5 protein-coding genes are annotated in these 4,268 nt (G+C 55.4%); all 5 read left to right on the top strand.

The window, feature by feature from the left end:
• Window positions 1-292 (top strand): acetolactate synthase small subunit (ilvN, locus tag ACIOU6_RS27490; protein WP_401139864.1); only part of this gene is annotated, 292 nt, incomplete at its 5' end.
• Window positions 293-339: 47 nt separating this feature from the next.
• A complete protein-coding gene (gene ilvC, locus ACIOU6_RS27485) occupies window positions 340-1,356 on the top strand; it encodes a ketol-acid reductoisomerase (protein ID WP_053123857.1) in 1,017 nt (338 codons plus the stop codon).
• Between the two features lie 145 nt (window positions 1,357-1,501).
• A complete protein-coding gene (pssA, locus tag ACIOU6_RS27480) occupies window positions 1,502-2,359 on the top strand; it encodes a CDP-diacylglycerol--serine O-phosphatidyltransferase (RefSeq protein ID WP_053123855.1) in 858 nt (285 codons plus the stop codon).
• A 63-nt stretch (window positions 2,360-2,422) separates the two neighbouring features.
• Window positions 2,423-3,436, top strand: a complete 1,014-nt coding sequence (msrP, locus tag ACIOU6_RS27475; protein ID WP_401139860.1) for a protein-methionine-sulfoxide reductase catalytic subunit MsrP — start codon at window positions 2,423-2,425, stop codon at window positions 3,434-3,436.
• Entirely contained in the window at window positions 3,436-4,059 is a 624-nt protein-coding gene (msrQ, locus tag ACIOU6_RS27470; protein WP_221733594.1) for a protein-methionine-sulfoxide reductase heme-binding subunit MsrQ, read from the top strand. The genes msrP and msrQ overlap by 1 nt, the downstream gene beginning before the upstream one ends.
• Window positions 4,060-4,268: the final 209 nt, after the last annotated feature.

The raw sequence follows: 4,268 nt of genomic DNA, 5'->3' as shown, positions 1-4,268 counted from the left end.
GATCGAAGAGGTCAAGCTGGTGTACCTGACGGAAAGTGCTCACATCGAGCGCGAGCTGATGCTGGTCAAGGTCAAGGCCACTGGCGCCCAGCGCGCCGAGATCAAACGCACTACCGATATTTACCGTGGACAGATCGTCGATGTCAGCGCGAGCGTGTATACCGTTCAATTGACCGGTACCAGCGACAAGCTCGACAGCTTCATTCAGTCCATCGGCACCGCATCGATTCTGGAAACCGTCCGTAGCGGCGTCACCGGTATTGCTCGCGGCGACAAAGTACTCAGCATCTAACCAAATTAGCGAATGGCCTGAACGGCCAGGATATATAGGGGAATTTCATGAAAGTTTATTACGAAAAAGACTGCGACCTGTCGATCATCCAGGGCAAGAAAGTTGCCATCATCGGTTACGGTTCCCAGGGCCACGCTCAAGCGTGCAACCTGAAAGACTCCGGTGTCGACGTTACCGTTGGTCTGCGTAAAGGTTCGGCCACTGTTGCCAAAGCCGAAGCTCACGGCCTGAAAGTGACCGACGTTGCTTCCGCTGTTGCTGCTGCCGACCTGGTCATGATCCTGACCCCGGACGAGTTCCAGTCCTCCCTGTACAAAAACGAAATCGAACCGAACATCAAGAAAGGCGCCACTCTGGCCTTCTCCCACGGTTTCGCGATCCACTACAACCAGGTTGTTCCGCGTGCCGACCTCGACGTGATCATGATCGCGCCGAAAGCTCCGGGCCACACCGTACGTTCCGAATTCGTGAAAGGCGGCGGTATCCCTGACCTGATCGCGATCTACCAGGACGCTTCGGGCAACGCCAAAAACGTAGCGCTGTCCTACGCGGCTGGTGTGGGTGGCGGTCGTACCGGCATCATCGAAACCACCTTCAAGGACGAGACTGAAACCGACCTGTTCGGCGAACAAGCCGTTCTGTGCGGCGGTACCGTTGAGCTGGTGAAAGCCGGTTTCGAAACGCTGGTTGAAGCTGGCTATGCGCCGGAAATGGCTTACTTCGAGTGCCTGCACGAACTGAAACTGATCGTTGACCTCATGTACGAAGGCGGTATCGCCAACATGAACTACTCGATCTCCAACAACGCTGAGTACGGCGAGTACGTGACTGGTCCTGAAGTGATCAACGCCGAATCCCGTCAGGCCATGCGCAACGCCCTGAAACGTATTCAGGACGGCGAATACGCCAAAATGTTCATCAGCGAAGGCGCAACCGGCTACCCTTCGATGACCGCCAAGCGTCGTAACAACGCCGCTCACGGTATCGAAATCATCGGCGAGCAACTGCGCTCCATGATGCCGTGGATCGGTGCCAACAAGATCGTCGACAAAGCCAAAAACTAAGTCCTCGTCTCTTGTACGAAAAACGCGGCCTCGGCCGCGTTTTTTCGTTTGAGGCGGTGGTTCTGGTATAAAGCTGCATCGTTTGTGGCCGAACCGTCGTCACAGACACAGTCGATTTTTTCCAAACCGTTGCAAGGTAATGTCCATGAGCGAACGTCCCGAAGAGCCGAACAAGGCTTCTGACGCCGAAAGCCTGCTGCCCATCGATGAACACATCGAAGAAGGGCACGACGCAGAAGGTCGTAAAGTCCGGCATCGTGGTATCTATCTGCTGCCGAACCTGTTCACCACTGCAAACCTGTTCGCAGGTTTTTATTCCATCATCAATTCGATGAGCGCCCAGGCTGCGTTGAGCGCCGGCGATTCAGTGAACGCGAGCAAGTATTTCGCCTTCGCAGCGATTGCCATTTTCGTCGCCATGGTGCTCGACGGCCTTGATGGTCGTGTCGCGCGCATGACCAATACGCAAAGTGCGTTCGGTGCCGAGTACGACTCGCTGTCGGACATGGTTGCGTTCGGTGTTGCGCCGGCCTTGCTGGCGTTCGGCTGGGCGCTGGGCGACATGGGCAAAGTCGGCTGGATGGTCGCCTTCATCTATGTGGCGGGCGCGGCCTTGCGTCTGGCGCGCTTCAACACCCAGGTCGGTACCGCGGATAAACGCTATTTCATCGGTTTGGCCAGCCCGGCAGCCGCTGGCGTGGTGGCGGGCATTGTCTGGGCGTTCAGCGATTACGGCATTCAGGGCTCGAAGATGTCGTTTCTGGTCGCGTTGATGGTGGCGGCTGCCGGCATGCTGATGGTCAGCAACATCAAGTACAACAGCTTCAAGGAGCTGGACTTGAAAGGGCGCGTGCCTTTCGTGGCGATTCTCGCGGTGGTGCTGGTGTTTGCCGTGGTCTTCAGCGATCCACCGCGCATTCTGCTGCTGGTTTTCCTCGCTTATGCGGCGTCCGGCCCAGTGCAATACCTGTTGCATCTTCGTCGGCACAAAAAGGCCGAGTGATGTAATTTCCCGCATACTCCGCAGTCTATGGGTGCATCTGTCCTCCAAAGCTGCGGAGTTGCCATGCTGATCAAAGTCCCTCAAACGTCTGACTGCCATGAGTCGGATGTCACGCCTGAATCCATTTACCTCTCTCGCCGCCAATTGCTTGGGGCCACTGCTGCCGGTATCGCCGTCAGTAGCCTGCCGCGCTGGGCGAGTGCCGACGATGCCGCTCGCTATGCTGATGTCGAGGCGGGTAAAGCGCCTGCCTGGTTTGCTGAAAAGCTTCCTTCTACTAAATGGGGAGCGGTCAACGTCAAGGATGAGGCGATTACGCCTTACAAAGACGCGACCCATTACAACAACTTCTATGAGTTTGGTACCGACAAGGGGGATCCGGCTGCAAATGCCGGCTCGCTGAAAACCGAGCCGTGGAGTGTGGTCGTTGACGGGGAGGTGGCTAAGCCCGGCCGTTACGCGCTCGAAGACTTCATGAAGCCGTATCAGTTGGAGGAGCGCATCTATCGTCTGCGCTGTGTTGAGGCTTGGTCGATGGTCATTCCGTGGATCGGTTTCCCTATTTCGGCGTTGCTCAAACAGGTCGAGCCGACCTCCAATGCCAAGTACATTCGCTTTGAAACTCTACAGGATCCCAAGAGCATGCCCGGGCAGCGCTCTGGTTTTGCCCTGATCGACTGGCCTTATGTAGAAGGTTTGCGTCTGGATGAGGCGATGAATCCTTTGGCTATTCTGGCGGTTGGCATGTATGGCCGTGAGTTGCCCAATCAAAACGGTGCTCCACTGCGCTTGGTAGTGCCATGGAAGTATGGGTTCAAGAGTGTTAAATCCATTGTGCGTATTAGTCTGGTCAGTGAGCAGCCGAAGACAACCTGGCAAAGTATCGCCGCCGATGAGTATGGATTTTATGCGAACGTGAACCCGACGGTTGATCACCCGCGTTGGACGCAAGCTCGGGAGCGGCGCTTGCCCAATAGCCTGTTCAAGCCGAACGTGCGCGATACGCAGATGTTCAACGGCTACGCGGATGAAGTCGCTTCTTTATATACAGGGCTCGATTTGCGGAAGAACTACTGATGCGATTCCCGTTTTGGCGTATAGGCGTTTTCATGGCGGCGGCGGTTTTGCCCTTGCTTTGGTTCTATCAGGCTTTTGCGGATTTGCTTGGTCCCGATCCCGGCAAGGTGCTGGTTGATCGGTTAGGGCTTGGTACGTTGGTGTTGTTGCTGATCACCTTGAGCATGACGCCTTTGCAGAAGCTGACCGGTTGGGCGGGGTGGATCGCAGTTCGTCGGCAGTTGGGGCTTTGGTGTTTTGCCTATGTGGTTCTACATCTAAGTAGCTACATGGCATTTATTCTGGGTTTCGATTGGTCCCAGCTAGGGGTAGAGCTGCGTAAGCGGCCGTACATTATTGTCGGGACGCTGGGATTCCTCGGATTGCTGGCTTTGGCGGTGACTTCCAATCGCTACAGTCAACGCCGTTTGGGTGTTCGATGGAAGAAGTTACATCGGCTGGTGTACCTGATTCTGGGGCTGGGATTGCTGCATATGCTGTGGATCGTGCGGGCTGATCTCAAGGAGTGGGCTGTCTATGCTTTTATAGGTGCTCTGCTTCTGTTGCTGCGCGTTCCTCCTGTTGCTCGTCGAGTCCCGCGTTTATTGGCTAGAAAGCAAATTCTGAAAGAAAAGCGAAATTAACGGTTGACGGCAGATTCTGGAAGCCTATAATTCGCCCCACTTCCGGCGCAGTCGAAACGGAAAACTCCTTGAGATTCAATGAGTTATGATGTTTTCGGCAGTGGGTTGCTTCATGTTATCGAAGCCAGAAAGAAGTTGAAAAAGAGGTGTTGACAGCAGCGTGTAACGCTGTAGAATTCGCCTCCCGCTGACGAGAGATCGGAGGCGCA

Origin of the sequence: Pseudomonas sp. NPDC087615 (assembly GCF_044743445.1) — a bacterium.
GTDB classification, from domain to species: domain Bacteria; phylum Pseudomonadota; class Gammaproteobacteria; order Pseudomonadales; family Pseudomonadaceae; genus Aquipseudomonas; species Aquipseudomonas baetica_A.
Note: the sequence above shows the minus strand (reverse complement) of the source record. Positions and strands in the feature narration are given on the sequence as shown.

Excerpts from the sequence above, each read along its gene's own strand:
- msrQ (WP_221733594.1), top strand. The coding sequence starts at position 3,436 with ATGCGATTCCCGTTTTGGCGTATAGGCGTTTTCATGGCGGCGGCGGTT.
- ilvC (WP_053123857.1), top strand. The coding sequence starts at position 340 with ATGAAAGTTTATTACGAAAAAGACTGCGACCTGTCGATCATCCAGGGC.
- msrP (WP_401139860.1), top strand. The coding sequence starts at position 2,423 with ATGCTGATCAAAGTCCCTCAAACGTCTGACTGCCATGAGTCGGATGTC.
- pssA (WP_053123855.1), top strand. The coding sequence starts at position 1,502 with ATGAGCGAACGTCCCGAAGAGCCGAACAAGGCTTCTGACGCCGAAAGC.